Source organism: Mesorhizobium sp. B1-1-8, from assembly GCF_006442795.2.
Taxonomy (GTDB): domain Bacteria; phylum Pseudomonadota; class Alphaproteobacteria; order Rhizobiales; family Rhizobiaceae; genus Mesorhizobium.
On the sequence record NZ_CP083956.1, the window covers coordinates 2,419,618 to 2,442,406 of the forward strand.

Genomic DNA, 22,789 nt, shown 5'->3' on the forward strand with positions numbered 1-22,789 from the left:
CATTCAACCGGAGTCCGATAATGACGCATACTCCCGACATCACGCGACCACCCAGGGACCTGATCGACGCCCTGCGGGAGATCGGCGCCGCGACAGTAGCCGGCACGCTTGGCCACATGGGCTTCCGCAATCCGCACATGGTCGGTCCGGTGGCGCAGAACCACGGCAAGTCGATCGTCGGGCCTGCGTTGACGCTGCAGTTCCTGCCGCAACGGCCGGACCTCTTCACTGAGGGAGAATATGCCGATCCGGAGACACAACTGCACCGGCACGTGCTCTATCACGCGCAGCAGGGCGATGTGGTCGTGGTCGACGCGCGCGGCGACATGAGTTCGGGCGTCTTCGGCGATATGATGTCGACATATTTCAAGGGCAGGGGCGGCGCGGGCATCGTCATCGACGGGTGCATGCGCGACCGGCCCAATGTCGAAAAGCTCGACCTGCCGCTGTGGCTGCGCGGCTGGACACCCAACTATCACGTGCAAACCAGCATCTATCCGAACGCCGTCAACGTTCCGATTGCCTGCGGCGGTGTCACGGTGATCCCCGGTGACATCATCGTCGCCGACGACGACGGGGTGGTGGTGCTTCCCGTCGCGATGGCCGCGAAGGTGATCGACGAGGCACAAAAACATCACGATTGGGAGGAGTTCTCACGAGCGAAACTCATGCAGGGCGCGCCGCTGCAACGCTATTATCCGCTGCATGACGATGCCCGCGGAGAGTACGAGGAGTGGCGCAAGACAAACCGCCTGGAGAACCCAAATTAAACGAGCGCGAGCCTTGACGTGCCCATGCGCCCGGTGCGGCTAACCGGCGCTGTCGGCGATCCAGTCCGCGAGGCTGTGCGCAAAGCTTCGTGGCACGATCATATCGCAGCCGGTCTCGCTCGTGCGCAGCACGAGCACCGGTACGTGATGGAAGGCCGTTTGCAATGCGCGGCCCGGCGCTGAACCTGGCGAGCGCCAGTCGACTGCGATGCAGCTGGAGAGGATTTCCAGGACGCGCGCGCCGCTCAGGCTGAAGCGCACGCGGCCTTCGCCGAGGAAAACCGAACAGCCCAGTTCGGGATCGATCGCGGGCTGCGGCGGTTTTGCGCCCGCCTCGGTCGTCAGCCAGAGCCGGCGGGGGGAGACCCGGACGATGAGAGTATCGGCATGGCGGACCGTCTCGCCGACCGAGCCGGGAAGGTCCGTGCCCAGCATTGGCGAAACACTCGACTCGAACCGGGCGTCCCAGCCCTCGATCTGAACGATCGGGCAATCGGATGCCGACAGATTGAAATCTTTCAATGCCAGAGCCTCAGCCATGCAGCCGCTCTCCTTTCGGATCCAGAAAGACGGGCGAGACGATGCGGGCGCGAACGGTTTCGGCCTTCATCGGATAGGTGGCGAGGACTTCGCCTCCCTCCGCCGCGACATCGCCTGCCAGCAGGGCGAGGCAGACATAGCGGCCAAGCTCCGGGCTGAACGTTACCGACGTTATCCGGCCGCGCCCGTGCCCGGCGACGGTGTCGTCGGGCATGAACAGTATGGCGCCGCCGCGCAGGCGTTTGCCCTCCTCGGCGCATTCCAGGCCCACCAGACGCTGGCGGTTGGGCGCCTGAAATGCCGGACGCCGCCGCAGGACATCGCCAACAAACCCGGTGCGTTTTGCGGCCATGCGGCCAAGGCCGAGATCGTCGAGCGTGGTGCGGCCATCGATCTCCGGTCCTGCGACATGGCCCTTTTCGACGCGCAGCGCGCCGAGCGCCTCAACCCCGTAGGGTCTCAGGCCGAAGGGCGCGCCGGCCTCAAGCAAATGGCGCCAGGCCTTCTCGCCGGCAGTGGCGCCGACATAGATCTCGTAGGCGCGCTCGCCGGAATAGCTGAGCCGCATGATGCGCAATGCCCGACCGTCGAACTCGCCTTCGGCGAGGCCCATATGCGGCAGCGCTTCGTTCGAGACGTCTAGCTCCGGAAAGGCGGTGGCAAGGATATCGCGGCTCTTCGGCCCGGCGACCGACATCGCCGCCCATTCGTCGCTGACCGAGGTGACCGCGACGCGCAGGTCCGGCCAGGCGGTGTCGAGCAGGAATTCCAACCGCGACAGGACATCGGCCGCCCTGGCGGTCGAGGTGGTCATGAAGAACTGGGTTTCCGAGAGCCGCGTCGTCGTGCCGTCGTCGAAGACGATGCCGTCATCGCGCAGCATGACGCCGTAGCGGGCGCGGCCGACCGGCAGCCTGGCGAAGCCGTTGGCATAGACACGGTCGACGAAAATGGCCGCGTCCGGCCCTTGCACGTCGATCTTGCCGAGGGTGGAAATGTCCATCAGCCCGGCGGCTTCGCGCACCATGCGCATCTCGGCGACATAGGCCTCGTTCACGTCGCTTCCGGCGGCGCGGTAGAAGTACGGACGCATCCAAAGCCCGACCTCGAGCATTTCGGCGTCATTCGCCACATGCCAGTCGTGCATGGGCGTGCGGCGGATCGGCTTGAAATGATGGCCGACAGCGCGCCCGGCGAGCGCGCCGATGGCGACGGGCGTGTAGGGCGGGCGAAAGGTCGTGGTCCCGGTTTGCGAAATCGTCGCCCGGCGCAGCGCCGCCATGGCCGAAAGTGCTGCAAAATTGCTGGTCTTGCCCTGCTCGGTGCCCATGCCGAGCGTGGTGTAGCGCTTCAGGTGCTCGACCGATTCATAGCCTTCGCGATGGGCGAGCTCGATGTCCTTCGTGGTCACGTCCATCTGGAAATCGACAAAGGCCTTGCCGCGCCCGGCGGACGGGATTGCGCGGAACGGACCGGTTGCTGCCTCGCCGAGATCGAGTTTGAGCGGCGCCGGCACCGCTGCCGATTTCCCGCAGGACGACGCCGCTTCGGTGCCGGCGCGGTGGCCGTCCTCGATGGCGGTGACAGTCGAAAAGCGGCCCATCATCGCGCCGGCGCCGAACTGGCCTGACGGAAAGCCGCCGGGAATGAAGCCGTCCATGTCGTCGCGATAGACAGGCCTAACACCGAGATGCGAGGTGAGATGCACCGTCGGTGACCAGCCGCCGGACATGCAGACGAGGTCGCACGCGATTTCCGAATTGCCGCCCGGCCCGGCAAGCTTGGCGGCCTTGACCGCATGGCCGCCACGCAGGTCGGCGATTTGCGTCCCGGACCGGATCGCTATGGTCAGGCGCCTGGCTTCCGCAACCAGAGCGGCAGGTGGGGTGCTGCGCTGGTCCGCGAGGGTCACTTGCGCACCGGCGGCGGCAAAGTCGATGGCGGTGCGATAGGCGCCGTCATTCGTGGTCGCGACCAGGATATTCTTGCCCGGCAGGACGGCGAAGCGGTTGAGATAGGTCCGGGCGGCCGATGCCAGCATGACGCCCGGTCGGTCGTTGTTGGAAAACACCAGCGGCCGCTCGATGGCCCCGGCGGCAAAGACGACCGAGCGGGCGCGCAGCATGGTGAAGACCTGGCACGCAGCGCCTTCCGCAGCCGGATCGTCGCGTCGCTCGATCAGCCCCAGCGTGTTGCCGTCATAGGCGCCGAACGTCACCGTCCTGCGCAGGACGGTGACGTTGGGCAGTCCTGCCAGTTCGGTCTCGACCGCCTGCAGCCAGGCTGCCGCCTCGCCATCGGAACGCTCCGAAAGAAGCTGACCGCCGAGCAGGAAATCCTGCTCGATCAGCACGACGCTCGCGCCGGCGTGCGCCGCGGCGCGCGCCGCTGACAGACCGGCAGGGCCGCCGCCGACAATGGCGACGTCGGCAAATGCGTGGCGCAGCTCGTAGCGGCCGGGATCTGGTTTGGTGCCGGCCCGGCCGAGGCCTGCAGCCCGGCGGATGAAATGCTCGTAGAACATCCAGGCGCGCCGGGTCGGGCCCATGAAGGTCTTGTAGTAGAAGCCGGCGGAGAGGAAGGGCGCAAACAGCCCGTTGATGCTCTGCAGGTCGAAGGCGAGCGAGGGCCAGCGGTTCTGGCTTTCGGCGGTCATGCCTTGCGCCAGCTCGAGCGTGGTGGCCGGCAGGTTCGGTTCGCGCCGTCCGCCGGTTCCGAGCGTGACCAGCGCGTTCGGCTCTTCCGGGCCAGCCGAAAATATGCCGCGAGGCCTGTGATATTTGAAGCTGCGGCCGGTCAGCATGATGCCGTTGGCCAGCAAGGCGGAAGCGAGCGTGTCGCCCCGACAGCCAGCCAGGTGGCGGCCATCGAAGGCGAAGCCCAGCGGCTGTGTGCGGTCGATGCGGCCGCCGGCGGCAAGGCGATTTCCGATTCTATTCATACGGACATTTTCCTGGCCGTTTCCGGGCAAAGCCGACCGATAGGATGGTGTGGTTTGTGGTGTCGCGCTCGACGACCAGCCATTGCCGGCAGCCGGTCACGTGCTGCCAGAATTCGCGGTGCGATCCGGCCGGATTGTTCCGCACATAGACGTAGCGGTACCAGGCTTCCGGATCGGGATCGTCATGCGCCGGACGCGCAACCGAAGCGTCGCCGCCGTAGCGGAACTCGTCATGGTCGCGCGGGCCGCAGCAAGGGCATTCGATGCGAAGCATTTGTCTTGCTCTCTATTGCAGCCAGGCCGAGGGGCCCGCACCGGCCTCGTCGAGCGTATGGCCGGTACGAAAACGGCCGAGCCCGTAGGCGGCGATCAGCGGATGCGGCTTGCCCGTCGCCAGCGTGTGCGCGAAGCACCAGCCCGAGGCAGGCGTCGCCTTGAAGCCGCCATAGCACCAGCCGCCGTTGAGATAGAGCCCGTCGATCGGCGTCGGGCAGATGATCGGGCTGGCGTCGGGCGTCATGTCCATGACGCCGCCCCAATGGCGCAGCAGCCGGACGCGCGAGATGCAGGGCATCAATGCGATCGCGGCCTCCGCCACCTCGCGCACGACGCCGAGATTACCGCGCTGGGCATAGGAATTGTAGCCGTCGAGATTGCCGCCGAAAACGAGCCCACCCTTGTCGGACTGGCTGACATAGAAATGATCGGCGCCGTAGGCGACGACATGGTCGACCAGCGGCTTCAGCGGCTCGGTGACGAAAGCCTGGAGCACATGGCTTTCGATAGGCAGTTCCAGGCCGGCCTTCTGTCCGAGCACGGAGGTATGGCCGGCAACGGCGAGGCCGACCTTGCCGGCGCCGATCCGGCCCTTGCTTGTCTCGACACCGACGATCCTGTCGCCGTCGCGGACGAAGCCGGTTACTTCGCAGTTCTGGATGATGTCGACGCCATGACCGTCGGCGGCGCGTGCATAACCCCAGGCGACGGCATCGTGGCGGGCGGTACCGGCACGACCCTGCAGGATGGCGCCATATATCGGAAATCGCGCCGTTTCGGAGAAATCCAGATAGGGCACCAGTCGCCGCACCGCATCGCGGTCGAGTATGTCGGCATCGATGCCGTTCAGCCGCATGATGTTGGCGCGATGGCTGAACGTGTCGAGCTGGTCCGCCGAATGGGCGGTGACGATCTGGCCGCGCTGCGAGAACATGACGTTGAAATTCAGCGCCTGCGACAGGCCTTCCCACAGCTTGACTGAGAATTCGTAGAACTGGGTATTGCCGTCGAGCAGGTAGTTGGAGCGGATGACCGTGGTGTTGCGGCCGACATTGCCGCCGCCGACATAGCCCTTCTCCAGCACGGCGACATTGCGGATGCCGTGGTTCTCGGCCAGATAGAAGGCTGTAGCCAGCCCATGTCCGCCGCCGCCGACGATAACCACATCGTAAGCCGGCTTAGGCTCGGCGGCGCGCCAGGCGCGCTGCCAGTTCTTCTGGCCGGACAGGCCGTTGCGAAAAATCGATAGGGCCGAATAGCGCGACATGTTCATGGTCTAGCGGACGATCGGACCGGCCGGGGTGCGCGTCAGCACCTCCGCCCCCGCATCGGTCAGCAGCACGGTGTTGGAGATGAAATGGTCGCCGCGGCCAGTGCCCATCAGCCAGGACAGGATGTGGAAGCTCATGCCGGTCTCGATCTCCAGATCGGAATCGTGCCGTAGGCCCGTCACCGAATTGCCGCCTGTCCAGGATGGCGGCTGGCCGATGCCGACCAGATAGCCGCAATGGTGGCGGCGATAGTGCGACAGGCCGGCTTCATCGGCGACGCCCTGCCAGGCGGCATAGACGTCGCGGGCCCTGACGCCGGGTTTGAGCGCCTTGACGACGGCGTCGAATGCTTTGGCCGTGACCCCGGCCATCGCTGCGTCTTCATCCTTGATGCTGCCGATGCGGATCAGCCGGCCGAGCGGCGCATGATAGCGCGAGACGCAGCCGGACAGCTCGACGAACACCGGCTCGCCGCGGCGGTAGACGCCGTCACCCCAAGTCGTGTGCTCTTCGCCGAGCCTGGCGGCAGGACGGATGAACGGACCGAAGCCTGGCGCATGGCCTCCGGCGCGCGCCATCGCCGCGACGCATTCGGCGGCGACCTCCTGCTCGGCGGCGCCGTCATAGATCGCCGCGATCGCGGCGCCCGCGGCGGCGTCCGTGACCTTGGCGGCGCGGCGCATCAGCACCTGTTCCTCGGCGCTCTTCACCAGCCGCATCTTGTCGACCAGACCGGAAATGTCGCTCCATTTGGCGTCGGCCTGCGCCTCGAGCTTCAGCGCGAGGCCGTGGCTGAGACCCGAGGTCCAGTATTCGAGACCGGTGCGCTTACCCGCCAGGCCGAGCTCGGCAAGGACGCGCGCGGCGAGATCGGCGGCCGTCTCGCTGTCGGAATGGCCGCGGAATTGCGCCGCCTTCACCTGGTTTTCGATCGTCACCTTCTCCATCGATCGGGTGACCATTACCGGTTGCCTGTCGAGCGTGACGATCAACAGGTGCGGCGCGAAATAGCCCCAATGGTCGAGGCCGGTGAGATAGAAGATGTTTTCCGGCGAAGCGAAGACGGCGGCATCAAGCCCGCGCTCGGCCAACGCCTTGCGCACCTTCGACAGGCGGGCAGCGACTTCTGCTTCGGAAAAGGGATTGCGGTCCATTGGGTATCCTTGAAATTGCCGGTTCTTCGCTGGCGGGTCAGTCGATTACGATGAGGTCGCGGGTGACGTTGCAAAGCCGCTCGCCGCCGCCCTCGGCAACGACGAAGGACTCCGAGATGGCGACGCCGAAATCGTCGAGCCAGACGCCGGCCATGAAGTGGAAACACATGCCGGGCCGAAGCTCGGTCTTGTCGCCTGGCCTCAGGCTAGCGGTGCGTTCGCCCCAGTCCGGCGGATAGGCGAGACCGACCGGATAGCCGACGCGGCTTTCCTTCTTCAGCCCGTTTTTGCGCAACACCGCCTGCCAGGCGGCTTCGACCTGTTCACAGGTGTTGCCGGGCCGCGCCAGATCGAGACCGGCATCGACGCCTTCGACGATCACCTTGGCCATATCGGAGAGGGCGGCCGGCGGCTTGCCGAAATGCACCGTCCGGGTCAGCGCCGCATGGTAGCGCCGCCGCACGCCGGCGATCTCGACGATGGCCAGCCCGCTGTCCGGAAGCGGCGCGTCCGACCAGGTCAGGTGCGGCGTGCTCGTGCCTTCGCCGACCGGCATCAACGGGCAGATTGCGGCGTAGTCGCCGCCGGCGCCCGGCACGCCCATGATCTGCGCATGATAGATCTCGGCAATCACGTGGTTCTGCGGCACGCCCGGCCGCATCTTTTCGACGGCGCGGTTCATGGCGGTGCTGCAGATCGCGCCGGCCTTTCGGATAAGCGCCAGCTCGGCGTACGATTTCACCAGCCGGGCCCAGTTGACGAGGTCGTGATTGTTGCTGAAGCGCGCCGCGGGCAGGCCGCCGACAAGATGGGCATGGCAGCGCGCCGTGTAGTAGTGCGCGTCCATCTCGACGCCGATGCGCGCCTGTTCCCAACCGCGTGCCCGGATCAGGCGGGCGAGCTCGTCATAGGGATGCTCGATGGGCTGCTGCACCAGCCGCTCCGAGAACGGGACGATGTTTTCTTCGGGCAGGCCGGTGGTCATGCGGGCGCTCCTGGCGTCCTGCGCCCTGCCGAACCAGATCGGCCGATCTTCCTCCAGATGGACCAGCACGCATTGCGGCACGTAGAAGGACCAGCCGTCATAACCGGTGAGCCAGCACATGTTTGCCGGATCCTGGCAGACGATGAGATCGTAGCCGGCCTTCTCCATACGGTGCTTTACGTCGGCCAGGCGCCGTGCGTATTCCGCCTTGGTGAACCCGTCCGACCCGCCCAAAACCGTCATCCCTCCCATTGCCGCGCCCGGATGCGGCTTGCGGCCGCAATTTCAGGAATTGTGCACAACTGTTGAATGTTTCAGCCGCAAACCGGTGAGCAAACGGCTATTTTTCGAGATTCGTACAGCGCATCTTGCGATATGTCCAGATGAGTTGTATACGTCTTATACGCTCGATGCGACGGAGGAGAAACGTCGCCCGAGTCAGACAATCGTCAAAAAGAAAAAGGGGAATACATGCTCATGTCACACATATCTCGCCGTGCGGTTGTGAAGGCCGCCGCCTGCCTCGCGCTAGCCGCGACCGCATTGACGTCGTTGCCGGCCCATGCGGAGACGACGCTGGAACGCGCCAAGAAGGACGGCTACATCCGTGTCGGCTTCGCCAACGAGGCGCCGTTCGGTTTCGCGACGCCCGACGGCAAGCTGACCGGCGAGGCTCCCGAGGTCGCCAAGGCCGTGCTCGCCAAGATGGGCATCAAACAGGTCGACGGCGTGCTGACCGAGTTCGGCTCGCTTATCCCCGGGCTCAAGGCTGGCCGCTTCGACATCATCGCCGCCGGCATGTTCATCACTCCGAAGCGCTGCGCCGAGATCAATTTCTCGGAGCCGTCCTACGGCATCGGCGAGGCCTTGTTGGTGACAAAGGGTAATCCCAAGGGCATCAAGGACTTTTCCAGCATCAAGGACAACCCGGATCTCAAGCTCGCCGTGATGGCCGGCGCCGTCGAGGGCGGCTTCGCCAAGGACGCGGGTGTTGCCGAAGGGCAGATCGTCACTTTGCCCGACCAGTCCAGTCTCGTCGCCGCCGTCCAGGCAGGGCGCGCCGATGCGGCCGCGCTCACCGCGCTGTCGATCGCCGACATGGCCAAGAAGGCCGATGGCGTCGAATCGACCAAGCCGTTCGGCGAGGTTGCCGGCAAATCGGTGAAGGGCCATGGCGGCTTCGGCTTCCGTAAGCAAGACACCGATCTGCAGAAAGCGTTCAACGCCGAGCTGAAGAAGTTCATCGGCTCGCCCGAGCACATCGCCCTGGTCGAGCCGCTCGGCTTCGGGAAGGATTATTTGCCGAACAAGACCACAGCGCAGCTCTGCAAGGGCGAATAGTTCCCAACTGCTGGGCGGCGCGAAAGCGCCGCCCTCTTTTTTCTTCGGAGAAGCAGATGGGAATCCGCACGCTCGTTGCCATGCTGGCCGCCTCGCTGGCTGTGATCGCCGTGCTGGCAACGCAGGCCACGTACAGGCTGTTCCTGCCGGGACTGCTGCAAGGTGCCGTACTGACGATCGAGATCGCAGTCCTTGGCAGCCTGCTGGCGGTTGTCATGGGCGTGCTCGCCGCGCTGGCACGCATGTATGGTCCGGCGCCGCTTAGATGGCTGGCGACGGTCTATGTCGAAATCTTTCGCGGCACTTCGGCGCTGGTGCAGCTGTTCTGGCTGTTTTTCGTGCTGCCGCAATTCGGCGTCACGCTCGACGCATTCCTGGTCGCCGTGCTGGCGCTTGGCCTGAATGTCGGGGCCTACGGATCCGAATGCGTGCGCGGCGCCATCCAGTCGGTCGCGCGCGGCCAGTGGGAAGCGGGAACGGCGCTCAACATGAGCCGATCGCAGATGCTGCGCCGGATCATCCTGCCGCAGGCCTTCATCGCCATGATCCCGCCCTGGGGCAATCTGTTCATCGAGCTGCTGAAGTCGACCGCGCTGGTGTCGCTGATCACGCTCACCGATCTTGCCTTCAAGGCACAGCAAATGAACCAGAATACGTTCAAGACCATTCCGATCTTCACGCTTGTGCTGCTGATGTATCTGGCGATGTCGCTCACCGTCTCCATCGGCATGCGGCTCCTCGAAAAACGGGCCTCGCTCGGCCTGGCGCGGGGGAGGGCGGCATGATCTGGGATTGGGGTTTTACTCTGGAGATCCTGCCGGTGCTGGCGCACGCGGCCATCGTGTCGATCGAGGCGACGCTTCTCGGCTTCGTCATAGCGGCGACGCTTGGCATGGTCCTGGCCGTGATCCGCATCGCCGTGCCGTGGACCGCCTGGACGATCTCGGTGCTGGTCGAGCTGATCCGCTCGACGCCGCTGCTCATCCAGATCTTCTTCATCTATTTCGTCTTTCCGAAATTCGGCCTTGTGCTCGACGCGTTCACGGCCGGCGTCATCGCCATCGGCATCCACTACGCCGCCTACTGCTCGGAGGTCTATCGCGCCGGCTTCGACAATATCCATCGCGGTCAGTGGGAAGCCTCGATCGCGCTCAATCTGTCGTCCTGGACGACCTTTCGCGACATCATCATCCCGCAGGCCATTCCGCCGATCGTGCCGGCGCTCGGCAACTATCTCGTCGCGCTGTTTAAGGAGACGCCGCTGCTTTCGGCCATCGCCGTGCTGGAGCTCATGCAGACCGCCAAGATCATCGGCTCCGAGACATTCCGCTACACCGAACCGATCACCTTGGTCGGCCTGTTCTTCCTCGCGATGAGCCTGGTTTCGGCCGCGCTTATTCGTGCCCTCGAACGCCTGCTCAACCAGAGGAACGCCCGATGACGGAACAACCGATGGTGCGCTTCGACAATGTTTCCAAACGCTACGGCTCATTGACTGTCCTCGATGGCCTGAACCTCGAAATCGCGCGCGGCGAGAAGGTCTCCGTCATCGGTCCGTCCGGCTCCGGCAAGACCACCGTCCTGCGCATGCTGATGACGCTGGAGACGATCAACGACGGCGTCATCTGGGTTGAGGGCGAGCCGCTGACGCATATGAAGCAGAACGGAAAGCTGGTGCCCGCCAACCTCGCCCATATCAGGCGCATCCGGGCGAAGATCGGCATGGTGTTCCAGTCCTTCAACCTGTTTCCGCATATGACGGCGATGGCCAATTGCATCGAGGCGCCGATAACCGTGCTTGGCATGAAACGGGCGGATGCCGAGGCGCGGGCGGCGGAGCTTCTCGACATGGTCGGGCTGTCGCAGAAGAAGGATCATTATCCCTCCCAGCTCTCCGGCGGCCAGCAGCAGCGCGTCGCCATCGCTAGGGCGCTGGCAATGCGGCCCAAGATAATGTTGTTCGACGAGGTGACGTCGGCGCTCGACCCCGAACTTGTCGGCGAAGTGCTGCAGGTGATAAGGCAAATCGGCCGCGAGCATGATTTGACAATGCTCATGGTCACCCACCAGATGGGCTTCGCCAAGGAATTTTCCGACCGCGTCTGCTTCTTCTACCAGGGAAAGATTTGCGAGCAGGGACCGCCGGGCGAGCTGTTCGGCGCGCCCAAGAACGAGCGGACGCGGCAGTTCCTGCACGCTGTCCTGGAGGCTGGATGACGCTGGAGACGGAGGCCTCGGCCGCGACAATGACCGCGTCGCGTCCGCTGTCGGCGCGGGAACGGTTCGAACGCATCTACCTGATCCTGCGCGACCGCATCTGCCTGCTCGACTACCCGCCGGGAAGCCGGCTCTCCGAGGAAGAACTCGCCCAGGAATTCGAGATCAGCCGCACGCCGGTCCGCCGTGTGCTGGCGCGGCTTGAATCCGAAGGCCTGGTTCAGTCCGTGCATGGCGTCGGCACCATAGTCACCGATGTCGATATCGAGGAACTGCAGCAGGTCTATCATCTGCGCCTGGAACTGGCGCTTCTGGTCGGCAAGCTCTCGCCTATACCGCGTACGGCGGCCGACCTCGATCGGATCCGGGCGCTCATTGCGCGCTGCGATTCCGACATGGTCAATCCGGATCAACGGGCTTTCCTGCAGCTGAACATGGATTTCTTCTCCGAACTGACCGCCATGACCGGGAACCAGCCGCTGCGCGAGATCAGCGAGCGGCTGTATTTCCAAGTGGCGCGCGTCGTCCTGAAGATGATGCCGCAGCTGGGCCTCGTGGAGGAGTTCACGGCGTTCCGACGCGAAATGGAGGAGGTCCTGGCCGCGGCAGAGATCGGTGATTGGGAATCGATCGGGCATATACGGCGCGCCCACATCTCGATGAGCTTTCGACGCATGATGCGCCATGCTGGTCATGCCAGGGACGGCGATCGCTTGGTACGGCAAGAGGAATGATCCGAACATTGGCCTGGACAAACGCCATTGAACCAGGATCTGATTCAGAATTCCCGAAAAGCCATATTTTAATGAATTATAGATAGTTCTCGCCAAACGATGAGCCGCTCGGTCGACTTTGAGGGACCGGCAAGGCGCGGGGCGCGTGATCTCAAATGAAATCCTCGACCGGAGAGCACTATCCAGCGCTGGATCATATCCGTGGCCTGGCGGCCTTTATGGTCTTCACTTTTCACTTCCTCCACGCATCTCCGGATGCGCCGGTAGCCTATAGCTTCGTACCGGCTCTGCCCTTGTTCAGCATCCTGGACGAAGGGCACACCGGCGTTTCCTTGTTCATGGCGCTTTCCGGTTACCTGTTTGCCAAGCTTCTTGACGGCAAGCAGGTCAGATATCTGCCATTCTTCGCCAACAGGGCGCTCAGGCTGCTGCCCTTGCTGCTCGCCGTGATTTGCGTCGAGGCTTGCCGCAGATATCTGGCCGGTCAGGATATTGAGAAGTATTTCACCGATGTCGGCAAGGGGCTGATTTTCCCCACGCTTCCCAATGGCGGCTGGTCGATCACCGTTGAAGCCCATTTCTACCTGTTGCTGCCGTTCCTGCTAATGGCGTCCAGGCGATTCCTGTTCGCCCCGCTGCTGTTCATCGCTGCAGCCATTTTGCTGAGGATCGTTTTGTATGAGCAACTCGGCGAGGTGCAGTCCGCAGCATACTGGACGATCATAGGACATGCGGACCAGTTCCTGGCCGGCATTCTTGCCTTCCACCTTCGGGTCTATGCGAACGGCAGGCACTGGCTGGCGCTGGCCGTTCTCGCGGCATTTTCGGGGTTCTTCTGGTGGTTCGACGCTGCGGGCGGTTTTTACCGTCTAGCGCCCCATCCGTCGCCGCGTTGGATATGGGTGATCCTGCCGACCCTGGAGGCGGCCGTCTATTCCTTCGGGATCGCCTATTACGATACGACTTTTACCAAGAAGCGGACGAGCCTGCCGTTCAGGATCATGGAGAAGGCCGGATCGTACAGTTATTCGATCTATCTGCTGCATCTGTTTTTCGCGTTCGAGCTGGCCGCCTTCATCAACGATAACGTCATGAACATCAGCAATTTCTACGTCGCGTGCCTCTGGTCCGCAGTGTGCTTCCTCGCAACCATTCCAATCGGTTACCTCAGCTATTCCTGCATCGAAGCGCCATTCCTGCGCCTGCGTGTGCGATATGTAATGCCGGCAACCGCCGATCCGACCCCGGTCAGAGCCGCGCCGGCCGCGGCAGCTTCCCAGTTAGGCTGAGATAGCAACTGGGCCATGGCAAGCTCGTCTAGCTGCTTGATGCGGTTGCTAGGATCGCAACTTCCATCAGAGCGCCGCCGGCCGGCTGCTCCATCTCAACCGGCGTCCCCCTGTCGATCTCTTGCCATCGGTTTTTCCCGGCGTTCGACGATGTAGATGTGGTCGGCGGCCAGCACCACCTCGCCGCGCTGGTTGATCACCTCGCAGCGTTCGATCACCCGTCCTGAATCCGGCCGCTTGGGATCGTCTTGCTTGGCCGCGATGGTGGTGCGCGTGCGGATCGTATCGCCGATGAAAACCGGCTTGATGAAGCGCAGCCGGTCATAGCCATATGAAAAGGCGACCGGGTTGACGATGTTTGCCGTCAGGCCGATGCCGACGGAGAACACCAGCGTGCCATGCGCAATGCGCTGGCCGAACGGTGTCGTCTTCATGAACTCGGCGTCCATGTGGTGCGGGAAGAAATCGCCGGTGTGGCCGGCATGGACGATGAAATCCGTCTCGGTGATGGTGCGGCCGCCGGTGAGGCGCGAGGAACCGATCTCGTAGTCCTCGAAATACTGGATCTGTTCCATCAGGGTCTTTCCGCGATCGGCGTCGCCAGCGCCGCGCTCGACCGGTAGGCGGCCTCAACCAGCGCCATCGTGCTCCAGGCGTCCTCGACCGGACTGATCAGAGTTGCATCTTCGCCGGCAGCGAAACGCTGGACATTGGCCATGCGGCCGACGAAGGCGTCAGGAAACCATTCTCCGGCCAGTGGCACGGCAATCCAGTCCGATCCGCCTTTGGGAAAAATCTCCAGAATGTCCGGCTCGCCGCGCGGGTAGTCGAGATTGAGGCCGAGCTTGAGATAGGCCGCGCCTTCGGTGCCGCAGATGCGGAAGTCGCAGGCCTGGTGCCGGCGGCCGAATTTGTGGTCGTGGTTGATCGACAGCGCGCAGCGCACGGTGTCGCCATAGTCGAGGATGGCGCTGGTGCGCGTCTGCGCCACCGCGTGGTTAGGATGGCCAAGCGTCTTGGCGTGGACGCCCCTGGGATCGCCGAGCAGCTGCCGGATCAGATCGAGATAGTGGATCGAATGCATGGCGATCTCGACGCGCGGTGCTTTCAGCAGGAATTCCCAAAGCTGCCACGGTGTCGCCAGCGCCAACCAGGCGTCGAAGTCGACGACCGCGCCGAGCCAGCCCTTGGCGATGGCATCTTTCAGCGCCAGCATCATCGGCGCAAAACGCAGCTGGAAATTCACCGCTGCCTTGAGTTTCTTGGCGCGGCAGATTTCGAGGATTTCTGTCGCCTCGCCGAGATAATTGCCCATCGGCTTCTGGATCAGCGCTACCGCACCATCGGGCAGAGCCCTCAGGATCTCGGCGTGCCGTCCCGGCGGCGTCGCCAGATCGAAGATCGCGTCCTTGACGGCTGCGGCTTCGTCCACCGAGCGGAACGCCGTCACGCCCCATTTCTCGGCCAGCGTCTGTGCCTTGGCCTGATCCGGATCATAAAGTCCGGCAACCGGGAACCCCGCCTTTCGGTAGGCGGGGAAATGCGCGTCGCCGACGATCGAGCCTGCGCCGAAGGTGACGATCGGGCGCGGCTTCGACGGCTTCGGCCAGGATTGGGTGAGCGAGGCGGGGTCGAAACCCTCAGTCATGATGGAAGACCTCGTCCATCGTCGCCCACCATTCGCCTTCCTTGCGCGTCGCAAGCGGCTCCTGGCATGGCATGCAGAGCGCCCACCATTCCTGTGTCTTCGGGTCGGCCGCCATTTTGGCCATGTCGGCGGCGTAGTCGGTGCCGTGATATTCGAAATAGGAGAACAGGAGGTTCTCCGGCCGTTTCAGGTAGATCGAATAATTCTTGATGTTGCAGGCCGAGATCATGGTCAGCACGTCAGGCCAGACTGCGGCATGCAGGCCGACATATTCCTCGACCTTTTCGGACTTCAACCCGAGCACCATTCCCATCCGCTGCATGTCCGCTCCCTTTATGTCGTGATCGCCGTGGTAAATTCGGCGATGCTCATGGCGTTGACCGCGTCCCAATCCCAGTCGATGCCGATGCCAGGCTCGTCGGGCGCCAGCGCCTGCCCATCCTCGATGCGCATATGTGTGCCGGTCAACTGGTCGAGCTGCGGAATGTACTCGACATATCGGCCGTTCTGAACAGCGCAGGTGAGGCTGACATGCAGTTCCATCAGGAAATGCGGGCAGACCGGGATGTCGAAAGCCTCCGCCGCATGGGCGATCTTGAGCCAGGGCGTGATGCCGCCGATGCGGCCGACATCGACCTGGACGATCGAGCAGGCGCCTTTCTGCATGTATTCGCGAAAGTGGCGCATGGAATAGAGCGACTCGCCGATGGCGATCGGCGTCGCGGTCGAGCTCGATAGCCGCACATGGCCGTCGATGTCGTCGGCCGGCAGCGGCTCCTCGATCCAGGCGAGATCGAGCTCGCGCAGCTTCGCCGCGCGCCGGATCGCCTCGTCGACAGAAAAACCCTGATTGGCGTCGGTCATGATCTCGTAGCGGTCGCCGACCGCCTTGCGCACCGCCGACAGCCGCGCGAGGTCCTCCGATCCGTGCGGCTTGCCGATCTTGACCTTCGAGCCGCGAAAGCCCTTGGCCTTGGCAGCCAGCGCGTCGTCGACCAGCGCCTGCGTCTCGATATGAAGCCAGCCGCCCTCGGTCGTGTAGAGCGGGCAGCGGTCCCTGGCGCCGCCGGCGAGCTTCCACAACGGCAGGCCCTGCTTCTTCGCCCGCAGGTCCCAGAGTGCGGTGTCGATCGCGGCGATGGCGATGGCCGTGATCGCGCCGATCGTCGTGGCATGGGTGGCGAATTCGAGATCGTGCCAGATCGCCTCGATCATGTCAGGGTCGCGGCCGATCAGGCGCGGCGCCAGATGGTCGGACAACAGCCGCATCACCGACGAGCCGCCGGTGCCGATCGTGTAGCTGTAGCCGGTGCCGACCGCGCCGTCGGAATCGGTGATCGTTACGATAGGCGTCTCCTGGCTGACGAAACTCTGGATGGCGTCAGTGCGCTTGACCTTGGGCACAAGGTCGACCATGCGCAGTTCTATCTTCTCGATCTTTGCCATGTCGGTCAGCTCCGCAATGTCTTCCCGGTCCCGGCGTCAAACAGATGCGCCTGCGGCATGTCGAGGCTCATCCCCACCCGCTCGCCCGGCTTCAGCGGTTTCTGATTCAGCATGCGCGAAACCCAGTCGCTGCCGTTGAATTCGACGAATACCAGCGTCTCGTTGCCGAGCGGTTCGGTGACCGTGATCGGCAGCTCGATCTGGTGGACGTCCGCCGCCGCGCCGGAACTGATGCCGTGGCCGGTTGGATAGATGTCGTCCGGCCGCAGTCCGAACACCACCTTGTCGCCGGCCGCGACATTGGCCTTGAATTGGCCGGGCAGGGGCAGCTTTTCACCGCTGGCGAAAACCAGCTGGCCATCGTCGACCGTTGCCTCATGCAGGTTCATCGGCGGCGAGCCGATGAAGCCGGCGACGAAGCGCGTCGCCGGCCGCCGGAAGACCTCGTCGGGCGTGCCGACCTGTTCGATGTAGCCGTCGCGCATTATGACGATGCGGTCGGCAAGCGTCATCGCCTCGACCTGGTCATGCGTGACGTAGATCACCGTCGAGCGCACCTTGGCGTGCAATTTCTTGATCTCGGTGCGCATCTGCGTTCTGAGCTTGGCGTCCAGATTGGAAAGCGGCTCGTCGAACAGGAAAACATCCGGATCGCGGACGATGGCGCGGCCCATGGCAACGCGCTGGCGCTGGCCGCCAGACAGTTGCGAGGGGCGGCGGTCCAACAGCGCATCGAGGCCGAGAATGGCCGAAGCCTCGGCGACGCGGCGGTCCATGTCGTCCGTGGCGGCGCCCGCGATCTTCAGGGAAAAGCCGAGATTCTCGCGGACTGTCATGTGCGGGTAAAGCGCATAGGACTGGAACACCATCGAAATGTTGCGCGAGCGCGGCGGCAGGTCGTTGACGATGCGCCCGCCGATCTCGATCGAACCGGCGCTGATCTCCTCCAGCCCGGCGATCATGCGCAATGTCGTCGACTTGCCGCAGCCGGAGGGGCCGACCAGCGCGATGAATTCGCGATCGGTGATATCGAGATCGATGCCGTGCACGATTTCGATATTGCCGTAGCGCTTGGTCAGGCTTTTGAGGGAAACAATTGCCATGCAGGTCAGCCTTTCACCGCGCCGGAGGTCAGGCCGCCGACAAGGTGTTTTTGGACGATGTAGGTGAGGGTAAGCGCCGGGATGATCATCACCACGGCCAGCGCGCACATGCCGCGCCAGTCGATGGTGAACTCGGCGGTATAGTCGAGCAGGCCGACGGGCAATGTCTTGGCGCTCACCGAACGGGTCAGTTGCGAGGCCAGCGCGAACTCGTTCCAGCAGGTCAGGAAGGCGAAGATGGCGGCGGACGCGATGCCGGGTCTGGCGAGCGGGAACTCGACCTGCCAGAAGGCCTGCCAGCGCGTGCAGCCGTCGATCTGCGCTGCTTCGGCGAGATCCTTCGGCACCTGGCGGAAGAAGCCGTCGATCAGCCAGATGGTGAAGGGCACGTTGAGCGCGACATAGGCAAGGATCAGGCCGAAATGCGTATCGATGATGCCGAGCCTCACGTAGAGGAAGAACAGCGGCAGCGACAGCGCGATGCCCGGCACGGTGCGCGTCAGCATCAGGCCGAGGAAGACGCTCGACTTGCCGCGGAAGCGATAGCGGGCGAAGGCGTAGCCGCCGGCCATGCCGATGGCGACCGCAATGATGGTCGAGGTCACCGAGATGACCAGCGAATTGCGGAAATATTCGATCACCGGGATGCCTCCCTTGCCGATGCCGCTGAACATGGCGACATAGGCATCGAACGAGATCTCCTGCGGAATCCACACCGGCGGCTTGGCCATGATCTCGACTGTCGGCCGCAGCGACGAGATGACGATCCACAGGCCGGGCAGGCAGATGGTCAGCATCGCCAGGAACAGGCCGATGCGATAGACGATGCCGGCAAGCCGGCGCTTCAGGCGGGCGGCAGAATTCTCGTCCATCTTCACCGCCCCGCCCTTCACCACTCGGCACCGATCTGCGTGCGCGCCGCGGCGAGCTTGTTGAAGAAATAGACGGTGAAGGCGATCGACAGCAGGATCGAGAAATAAGCCATCGCGTTGGCCATGCCCATGCGCCCGTCGCTGTAGGCGGTGCGCGCCACCAGCGTCCAAAGCAACTCGGTGCGGCCCGCCGGTCCGCCATCGGTCATGATCTTGACGATGTCATAGGCGCGCGCCACGTCGAGCGAGCGGATGGTCATGGCGATATAGGCGAAGGGCATGACGAACGGCCATGTCACATAGCGGAAGGTCTGCCATGGCGTGCAGCCGTCGACGCGCGCCGCCTCGACCGGCTCCTTGGGCATGGCCAACAATCCGGCGAGGATCAGGATGGCGAAGATCGCCGTCGACGACCAGATCTCGGCGACCGAGATGGCGATAAAGGCGAGATGGCCTTCGATCAGCCACGGTATGGCGTCCTGGGTGAGGCCTAGCGATTGCAAGACGTTGTTCACCAGGCCGATATTGTCGTTGAACATGAACTTGAACTGGAAGCCGACGAGGATGGGCGAGAACATCATCGGAAACATCATCAGCGTGCGCAGGACGCGCTGGCCGCGCGTCGCCTTCTCGACCAGCATGGCGAGGCCGAGGCCAAGCAGCATTTCGAGATTGAGCGCGATCGTCAGCAACAGAACGGTGCGGCCGAAGGCCCACCAGAAGTCGGCGTTGGACAGGATCGACAGGTAGTTCCGAAAACCGATGAAGACGAAGAACGTCTCCGGCCGGGTCAGGCGGAAAGGCGTGAAGCTGGAATAGAGCGACAGAAGCAGCGGCACCACGACGACCGCCGCCAGCACGATCATGGCCGGCAGCAGCAGCAGGAATGGCGCGGATGGCTTGAGGCCCTTCATCAGGATCCTTTGCGGGTCGTGCACTTGGTCGATTGTCTGACGTTTGCCCCACAAACGCGATCGCCTCCCCCATTTCCGTAATGGAGGAGGCAGCCTTGGGAGCAATGCTTAGAGCTTGCCGGCGTCCTGGAGGATTTGCGTCGCCTTGGCGGCCGCTTCATCCAGTGCCTGCTTGGAGGTCTTGTCGCCGAGGATCGCCGCCTGCAATTCGGGATAGACGGCGTTCGAGATCTCGATCCACTCCGGCGTCTGCGGCACGGCGAAGGCGTGCGTGGCCTCTTCCTGGAAGGCGGCAAGAACCTCCTTCTTGTAGGGATCGTTTTCGGCCTGCTTCAGGTCCCAGTCCCAGACGGCGGTGCGGGTCGGCAGCGGGCCCGCGGCGGCCTCGAGCTTCTGGCTGTCCTCGTTGGTCAGCCACCACACAAGCGAGGCGGCGGCCTGCTTGTTCGGGCAGTTCTCGGTCACCGAGAAGCCATGGAAACCGGACCAGCCGGTGCGCTTGCCGGAGGAGCCCTTCGGCGCAACTTTGACGCCGACATTGCCGGCGACCTTCGATGATTTCGGATCGTTGAAGAAGCCTGCCCAGCCCGGCCAGTCGAGATTGATGGCGACGGTTCCGGAAGCAAAGCCCTGGCCGAGATCGTCCCAGAGATAGTTGGTGGTTCCGGCCGGCACGGCCTTGGCCTTGTAGAGATTGACGAACCAGTCGAGCGCCCGGACGCCGGCCTCGGAGTTGAAGACCGGCTTGCCGTCCTTGTCGAGATATTCGCCGCCTTCGGCAACGACCATCTCGTAGAAGCGGCCGTTGATCGCCTCTTCCTTGCCGGCGAACTGGGTGCCGTAGAAATTGGGCGGGTTGGCGAAGAACTCGGCCTGGTCGGTGACTTCCTTCCAGGTGTCCGGCGGCACCAGGTCATAGCCGTATTTGGCCTTGAACTTGGCCTTGTTGTCGGCGTTGTCGTAGAGGCTCTTCTGGTAGTAGAGGGCCGAGACGTCGAACTGGGCGCGCGGCAGCATCTCCAGCTTGCCGTCGATGGTCGCCGCCTTGATCGTCGAGGGCACGAAGGCGTCGATCTCTTCCTTGGGCAGCAGCTTGCTGAGGTCGGTGTAGAGGCCCGTATATTGCGGCGCGAAGGAGGAATGGTTCCAGCCGACGCACCAGTTGGTGCTGCCCGAGGCGATGTCGGATTTCAGCTCCTTGTCGATGTCGAAGCCGTTCTTCTTGGTCAGGATGTTGACCTTGGCGCCGGTCGCCTTCTCCCATTCGGGAATGCGCTCATAGAGCTTTTCGTATTGCTGGCCGCCGATCAGCTTCACGTCGACGGTGACGCCCGCGAACTTGCCGGGCAGATCGGCGGCAAGCGCCGCACCTGCACCGAACGCAAGCAACAATGCGCCGGCGGAGACGCCGGAAAGCAGTCTGTTCATTGGTATCCTCCCTTGGCGCGCCTCAAGCGCGACCGCAACGCGTCACGTGACAAGAAGTGCTACATTCATATACAAACAAAACATTCACGGATACGTCAAGGCGAAATTTGTTTCCGCCGGCCATGTTCCTGCGTATATGAAGAACGAAATTCACTGGAAGGGATAAGCCATGGATGACAGCGAAGACGAGCGTTATCGCGCGCCGGCGCTGGACAAGGGGCTCGACATCCTCGAACTGCTGGCGGGGGTGGACGGCGGGCTGACGCAGGCCGAAATCGCCAAGAAGCTCGACCGCAGCCCGAACGAGTTCTACCGTATGCTGGACCGGCTGGTGCGGCGCGGCTATGTCACGCGCCTCGACGGCGACCGCTATTCGCTGACGCTCAAGCTGTTCGGCCTGGCGCAGTTGCACGCCCCGGTGCGGCGGCTGGTTTCCTACGCCACGCCATTGATGGGCGAACTTGCCGAGACATCGCAGCAGGCCAACCAACTCGTTGTTTTTGATCGTGGTTCCGCAGTCGTGATCGCCCAGCAAGAGGCGCCGAACTACTGGGGCATCTCGATCCGCGTCGGCGCCCATATCAGCCTGTTCGACACCGGGTCAGGGCATGTGCTGCTCGCCTTCCGTTCGCAGGAAGAGCGGCAGATGATGATTTCCGAGCATGTCCGCAGCACCGACAAGACGGTGCAGTCGCCCGAGTTCTTCGCCCGTCTCGACCAGATCCGCGACCGCGGCTACGAGATGATGGCCTCGATGCAGACCGCCGGCGTCTTCAACCTCTCAGCCCCGGTGCGCAGTTCCGACGGCAAGGCGATCGCGGCACTGTCGATCCCCTACATCACCGTGATCAACACGCCTTCGGCACCCGATATCACCCGGACCATAGAGCTTTTGCTGGCGACGGCCGAGAAGCTGTCGCGCCTGGCTGGATCGGCTGTCGGCTCATCGGCTTGAATTCTTATTTGAATGAAGAATTCCTCCGTGAGATGATTTGACCAGCGACGAGGAGGAGCCGCCATGATCATCGACACCCATCTGCATCTCATCGATCGTTCGGTGCTGCGCTACCCCTGGCTTGCCGGTGTGCCGGCCCTCAACCGCGATTTCTCCTATGAGGAATATGCCGTGGAGGCGCACCGTGTCGGCGTCGGCCAAGTGCTGCATATGGAGGTCGATGTCGATCCGGCCGACATCGAGGCCGAGACCGACCGCGTCGAAGGCCTGTCCCGAGAGGCCGGCAGCATGCTGGTGGGAGCGATCGCATCCTGTCGTCCGGAAGAGCCTGACTTTCCGGCCTATATCGAGCGCCAGAAGGCAAATCCCTTTGTCAAGGGTTTCCGCCGCGTCCTCCATGTCGTGCCTGATGACCTTTCGGAGGGCGCGCTGTTTCGTGACAACATCAAGCGACTTGCCGGCACCGGTCTGACCTTCGATCTCGTGGTGTTGCCGCATCAGATTCCCAAGGCGATCGCGCTGGCCGATCTAGCGCCCGATGTGCAGTTCGTTCTCGACCATTGCGGGGTTCCCGACATCAAGGGCAAGGGCGAGCATCCCTGGCGCGAGCATATGAGCGAGATCGCGCGGCGTCCCAACGTCGTGGCCAAGATCTCCGGCGTGGTCGCCTATGCCGATCCCGGCAGTTGGTCGGTGGCGACGCTGCGGCCCTATGTCGAACACACCATCGGCGCGTTCGGCTGGGACCATGTCATCTGGGGCAGCGATTGGCCGGTCTGCACGCTTGGCGGCGGCCTGTCGACCTGGGTGGCGGCGACGCATGCGCTGCTTGCCGGCTGCAGCATTTCGGAACGCGACGGGCTGCTGTCAGCGAATGCCCGCAAGCTGTGGCGGTTGAAGTAGCA

General features: G+C 63.6%; 23 protein-coding genes. 9 read left to right on the forward strand and 14 right to left on the reverse strand.

Features of this window, described 5'->3' with window-relative positions:
* The first annotated feature begins 20 nt into the window (after positions 1-20).
* Positions 21-770: a ribonuclease activity regulator RraA gene (locus tag FJ974_RS11845; protein ID WP_140537088.1), complete on the forward strand. Its 750-nt coding sequence runs from the start codon at positions 21-23 to the stop codon at positions 768-770.
* A gap of 39 nt (positions 771-809) precedes the next feature.
* On the opposite strand, the gene FJ974_RS11850 is transcribed toward FJ974_RS11845, so the two are convergent.
* Genes FJ974_RS11850 through FJ974_RS11875 form a run of 6 tightly spaced genes read right to left on the reverse strand, consistent with a single transcriptional unit; the run spans position 810 to position 8,180 of the window.
* Entirely contained in the window at positions 810-1,310 is a 501-nt protein-coding gene (locus tag FJ974_RS11850) for a sarcosine oxidase subunit gamma family protein (protein WP_226891573.1), read from the reverse strand.
* Entirely contained in the window at positions 1,303-4,251 is a 2,949-nt protein-coding gene (locus FJ974_RS11855) for a sarcosine oxidase subunit alpha family protein (protein WP_140537085.1), read from the reverse strand. The genes FJ974_RS11850 and FJ974_RS11855 overlap by 8 nt, the downstream gene beginning before the upstream one ends.
* Positions 4,244-4,525, reverse strand: coding sequence for a sarcosine oxidase subunit delta (locus tag FJ974_RS11860; RefSeq protein ID WP_140537082.1), 282 nt, complete (start codon positions 4,523-4,525; stop codon positions 4,244-4,246). The genes FJ974_RS11855 and FJ974_RS11860 overlap by 8 nt, the downstream gene beginning before the upstream one ends.
* 12 nt (positions 4,526-4,537) lie before the next feature.
* On the reverse strand, positions 4,538-5,794 hold the full coding sequence (locus FJ974_RS11865) for a sarcosine oxidase subunit beta family protein (protein WP_140537080.1): 1,257 nt from the start codon (positions 5,792-5,794) through the stop codon (positions 4,538-4,540).
* A 9-nt stretch (positions 5,795-5,803) separates the two neighbouring features.
* Positions 5,804-6,952, reverse strand: coding sequence for a M24 family metallopeptidase (locus FJ974_RS11870; RefSeq protein WP_140537077.1), 1,149 nt, complete (start codon positions 6,950-6,952; stop codon positions 5,804-5,806).
* Positions 6,953-6,989: 37 nt separating this feature from the next.
* On the reverse strand, positions 6,990-8,180 hold the full coding sequence (locus tag FJ974_RS11875; protein ID WP_140537074.1) for a M24 family metallopeptidase: 1,191 nt from the start codon (positions 8,178-8,180) through the stop codon (positions 6,990-6,992).
* A gap of 234 nt (positions 8,181-8,414) precedes the next feature.
* Here FJ974_RS11875 and ehuB point away from each other — a divergent pair, with 234 nt between their 5' ends.
* From ehuB to FJ974_RS11905, 6 genes are all read left to right on the forward strand, one after another.
* The gene (gene ehuB, locus FJ974_RS11880) at positions 8,415-9,278 is read left to right on the forward strand and encodes an ectoine/hydroxyectoine ABC transporter substrate-binding protein EhuB (protein ID WP_226891574.1); all 864 of its coding nucleotides are present in this window, start codon (positions 8,415-8,417) and stop codon (positions 9,276-9,278) included.
* A 56-nt stretch (positions 9,279-9,334) separates the two neighbouring features.
* Entirely contained in the window at positions 9,335-10,063 is a 729-nt protein-coding gene (gene ehuC / locus FJ974_RS11885; RefSeq protein ID WP_140537069.1) for an ectoine/hydroxyectoine ABC transporter permease subunit EhuC, read from the forward strand.
* Positions 10,060-10,719, forward strand: a complete 660-nt coding sequence (gene ehuD, locus FJ974_RS11890) for an ectoine/hydroxyectoine ABC transporter permease subunit EhuD (protein WP_140537067.1) — start codon at positions 10,060-10,062, stop codon at positions 10,717-10,719. The genes ehuC and ehuD overlap by 4 nt, the downstream gene beginning before the upstream one ends.
* Entirely contained in the window at positions 10,716-11,495 is a 780-nt protein-coding gene (ehuA, locus tag FJ974_RS11895; protein WP_140537064.1) for an ectoine/hydroxyectoine ABC transporter ATP-binding protein EhuA, read from the forward strand. The genes ehuD and ehuA overlap by 4 nt, the downstream gene beginning before the upstream one ends.
* A complete protein-coding gene (locus tag FJ974_RS11900; RefSeq protein ID WP_140537062.1) occupies positions 11,492-12,229 on the forward strand; it encodes a GntR family transcriptional regulator in 738 nt (245 codons plus the stop codon). The genes ehuA and FJ974_RS11900 overlap by 4 nt, the downstream gene beginning before the upstream one ends.
* 155 nt (positions 12,230-12,384) lie before the next feature.
* Positions 12,385-13,518: an acyltransferase family protein gene (locus tag FJ974_RS11905; protein WP_140537059.1), complete on the forward strand. Its 1,134-nt coding sequence runs from the start codon at positions 12,385-12,387 to the stop codon at positions 13,516-13,518.
* Between the two features lie 95 nt (positions 13,519-13,613).
* On the opposite strand, the gene FJ974_RS11910 is transcribed toward FJ974_RS11905, so the two are convergent.
* The 8 genes from FJ974_RS11910 to FJ974_RS11945 form a co-directional block, all read right to left on the reverse strand.
* The gene (locus FJ974_RS11910; protein WP_181177244.1) at positions 13,614-14,096 is read right to left on the reverse strand and encodes a MaoC/PaaZ C-terminal domain-containing protein; all 483 of its coding nucleotides are present in this window, start codon (positions 14,094-14,096) and stop codon (positions 13,614-13,616) included.
* On the reverse strand, positions 14,093-15,166 hold the full coding sequence (locus FJ974_RS11915) for a Gfo/Idh/MocA family protein (protein WP_140537054.1): 1,074 nt from the start codon (positions 15,164-15,166) through the stop codon (positions 14,093-14,095). The genes FJ974_RS11910 and FJ974_RS11915 overlap by 4 nt, the downstream gene beginning before the upstream one ends.
* Positions 15,159-15,488, reverse strand: coding sequence for an L-rhamnose mutarotase (locus tag FJ974_RS11920; protein WP_140537051.1), 330 nt, complete (start codon positions 15,486-15,488; stop codon positions 15,159-15,161). Before FJ974_RS11920 ends, FJ974_RS11915 begins: the two co-directional genes overlap by 8 nt.
* Before the next feature lie 11 nt (positions 15,489-15,499).
* A complete protein-coding gene (locus FJ974_RS11925; protein ID WP_140537049.1) occupies positions 15,500-16,612 on the reverse strand; it encodes a mandelate racemase/muconate lactonizing enzyme family protein in 1,113 nt (370 codons plus the stop codon).
* Positions 16,613-16,617: 5 nt separating this feature from the next.
* The gene (locus FJ974_RS11930; protein ID WP_140537046.1) at positions 16,618-17,715 is read right to left on the reverse strand and encodes an ABC transporter ATP-binding protein; all 1,098 of its coding nucleotides are present in this window, start codon (positions 17,713-17,715) and stop codon (positions 16,618-16,620) included.
* A gap of 5 nt (positions 17,716-17,720) precedes the next feature.
* Positions 17,721-18,587: a carbohydrate ABC transporter permease gene (locus tag FJ974_RS11935; protein ID WP_140537043.1), complete on the reverse strand. Its 867-nt coding sequence runs from the start codon at positions 18,585-18,587 to the stop codon at positions 17,721-17,723.
* A gap of 17 nt (positions 18,588-18,604) precedes the next feature.
* The gene (locus FJ974_RS11940; protein WP_413468350.1) at positions 18,605-19,504 is read right to left on the reverse strand and encodes a carbohydrate ABC transporter permease; all 900 of its coding nucleotides are present in this window, start codon (positions 19,502-19,504) and stop codon (positions 18,605-18,607) included.
* A gap of 105 nt (positions 19,505-19,609) precedes the next feature.
* A complete protein-coding gene (locus FJ974_RS11945; RefSeq protein ID WP_140537041.1) occupies positions 19,610-20,929 on the reverse strand; it encodes an ABC transporter substrate-binding protein in 1,320 nt (439 codons plus the stop codon).
* Positions 20,930-21,098: 169 nt separating this feature from the next.
* On the opposite strand from FJ974_RS11945, the gene FJ974_RS11950 reads away from it, so the two are divergent.
* Entirely contained in the window at positions 21,099-21,884 is a 786-nt protein-coding gene (locus tag FJ974_RS11950; RefSeq protein ID WP_140537038.1) for an IclR family transcriptional regulator, read from the forward strand.
* Between the two features lie 63 nt (positions 21,885-21,947).
* Positions 21,948-22,787, forward strand: a complete 840-nt coding sequence (locus FJ974_RS11955; protein ID WP_140537036.1) for an amidohydrolase family protein — start codon at positions 21,948-21,950, stop codon at positions 22,785-22,787.
* Positions 22,788-22,789 lie beyond the last annotated feature (2 nt).

Bases quoted from the DNA above. Each gene is read 5' to 3' on its own strand.
- FJ974_RS11845 (WP_140537088.1), top strand. From the start codon at position 21: ATGACGCATACTCCCGACATCACGCGACCACCCAGGGACCTGATCGAC.
- FJ974_RS11850 (WP_226891573.1), bottom strand. From the start codon at position 1,310: ATGGCTGAGGCTCTGGCATTGAAAGATTTCAATCTGTCGGCATCCGAT.
- FJ974_RS11855 (WP_140537085.1), bottom strand. From the start codon at position 4,251: ATGAATAGAATCGGAAATCGCCTTGCCGCCGGCGGCCGCATCGACCGC.
- FJ974_RS11860 (WP_140537082.1), bottom strand. From the start codon at position 4,525: ATGCTTCGCATCGAATGCCCTTGCTGCGGCCCGCGCGACCATGACGAG.
- FJ974_RS11865 (WP_140537080.1), bottom strand. From the start codon at position 5,794: ATGTCGCGCTATTCGGCCCTATCGATTTTTCGCAACGGCCTGTCCGGC.
- FJ974_RS11870 (WP_140537077.1), bottom strand. From the start codon at position 6,952: ATGGACCGCAATCCCTTTTCCGAAGCAGAAGTCGCTGCCCGCCTGTCG.
- FJ974_RS11875 (WP_140537074.1), bottom strand. From the start codon at position 8,180: ATGACGGTTTTGGGCGGGTCGGACGGGTTCACCAAGGCGGAATACGCA.
- ehuB (WP_226891574.1), top strand. From the start codon at position 8,415: ATGTCACACATATCTCGCCGTGCGGTTGTGAAGGCCGCCGCCTGCCTC.
- ehuC (WP_140537069.1), top strand. From the start codon at position 9,335: ATGGGAATCCGCACGCTCGTTGCCATGCTGGCCGCCTCGCTGGCTGTG.
- ehuD (WP_140537067.1), top strand. From the start codon at position 10,060: ATGATCTGGGATTGGGGTTTTACTCTGGAGATCCTGCCGGTGCTGGCG.
- ehuA (WP_140537064.1), top strand. From the start codon at position 10,716: ATGACGGAACAACCGATGGTGCGCTTCGACAATGTTTCCAAACGCTAC.
- FJ974_RS11900 (WP_140537062.1), top strand. From the start codon at position 11,492: ATGACGCTGGAGACGGAGGCCTCGGCCGCGACAATGACCGCGTCGCGT.
- FJ974_RS11905 (WP_140537059.1), top strand. From the start codon at position 12,385: ATGAAATCCTCGACCGGAGAGCACTATCCAGCGCTGGATCATATCCGT.
- FJ974_RS11915 (WP_140537054.1), bottom strand. From the start codon at position 15,166: ATGACTGAGGGTTTCGACCCCGCCTCGCTCACCCAATCCTGGCCGAAG.
- FJ974_RS11920 (WP_140537051.1), bottom strand. From the start codon at position 15,488: ATGCAGCGGATGGGAATGGTGCTCGGGTTGAAGTCCGAAAAGGTCGAG.
- FJ974_RS11925 (WP_140537049.1), bottom strand. From the start codon at position 16,612: ATGGCAAAGATCGAGAAGATAGAACTGCGCATGGTCGACCTTGTGCCC.
- FJ974_RS11930 (WP_140537046.1), bottom strand. From the start codon at position 17,715: ATGGCAATTGTTTCCCTCAAAAGCCTGACCAAGCGCTACGGCAATATC.
- FJ974_RS11935 (WP_140537043.1), bottom strand. From the start codon at position 18,587: ATGGACGAGAATTCTGCCGCCCGCCTGAAGCGCCGGCTTGCCGGCATC.
- FJ974_RS11945 (WP_140537041.1), bottom strand. From the start codon at position 20,929: ATGAACAGACTGCTTTCCGGCGTCTCCGCCGGCGCATTGTTGCTTGCG.
- FJ974_RS11950 (WP_140537038.1), top strand. From the start codon at position 21,099: ATGGATGACAGCGAAGACGAGCGTTATCGCGCGCCGGCGCTGGACAAG.
- FJ974_RS11955 (WP_140537036.1), top strand. From the start codon at position 21,948: ATGATCATCGACACCCATCTGCATCTCATCGATCGTTCGGTGCTGCGC.